1 pseudogene is annotated in these 259 nt (G+C 65.3%); it reads right to left on the bottom strand.

From position 1 onward, the window contains the following. A pseudogene (locus tag AC3XQU_RS24220) lies at nt 1-259 on the bottom strand (3-dehydroquinate synthase); the annotation flags it as partial.

Genomic DNA, 259 nt, shown 5'->3' with positions numbered 1-259 from the left:
CCCGCCGACAACTCGCGCGGCGGCAGCGTGTTGAGGGTGGCGGTGTCGATCAGCACGACATTGGGCTGATAGAACGCGCCGACCATGTTCTTGCCCAGCGGGTGGTTGATGCCCGTCTTGCCGCCCACCGACGAATCGACCTGGGAAAGCAAGGTGGTCGGCACCTGGATAAAGTCCACACCGCGCTGGTAGCAGGCTGCCGCAAAACCGGCCATGTCGCCGATCACACCGCCGCCCAAGGCGACCACGGTGGTACGAC

The sequence above is a fragment of the Telluria sp. AZSoR62 genome (assembly GCF_058111565.1).
This window is presented reverse-complemented; position numbering and strand designations above follow the sequence as displayed.